The sequence below is a fragment of the Phaeodactylibacter luteus genome, from assembly GCF_007993045.1.
Taxonomy (GTDB): Bacteria; Bacteroidota; Bacteroidia; order Chitinophagales; family Saprospiraceae; genus Phaeodactylibacter; species Phaeodactylibacter luteus.
On the sequence record NZ_VOOR01000175.1, the window covers coordinates 1 to 666 of the forward strand.

1 protein-coding gene is annotated in these 666 nt (G+C 44.0%); it reads left to right on the plus strand.

What is annotated here, in order from left to right:
* Window positions 1-190 precede the first annotated feature (190 nt).
* Window positions 191-666, plus strand: a 476-nt coding sequence (locus FRY97_RS22010; protein ID WP_147169775.1) for a hypothetical protein, incomplete at its 3' end; no start/stop codon positions are given.

Here is a 666-nt window from a genome sequence, read left to right on the forward strand (position 1 = left end):
AGACAGTTGTTATTATGTGATAGGGGTATACACCGATACCACGGGGGGACTGCCGACCGTCGGAAACTTCTTCACCAAGCTGAACCTTGAAGGTGAAACAGAGTGGCAAAAAACAATCGGAGGGCCCTCAAAACACTATGAAACCTGGCGAGCAGGGCTTATCTCTGAAAGCGATTCCACCTTTTTAACAATGGGTATCACTTCAGACTCTGTCCATAAAGCTGTAGTTATCCGGTATGACATCAATGGGGATACCCTAGCTACCAGAGAATGTATCAACCCTTTTTATCCTGATGAAACCTTTATTTCTGCCTCACAAGTCATTACCACACTAAGCAATGGAGACATCATTGCGGCTACTGGCATAAATGTAGGCCCTGAATCAAACACGGATATATATTTTCTCCGATTAGATAAAGACCTTAACCTTATCGACACTTATATCTATGCTGACCCCCTCCAAAATGCGCCAAAAGACATCATTGTAACAGAGGAAGACGACATCATTGTAGGGTCCGTAAAAAGCAATATCGCACAAACCTCCAATAATTTCACCTATCGTTCTCATCTGCTTAAGCTGGATGAAACCTTTGATATGGAATGGCAATACATCACGCCTGCTTTTGAATTGTATGACTTTGCCAACGCCCTCCTCCCCACCCCCGA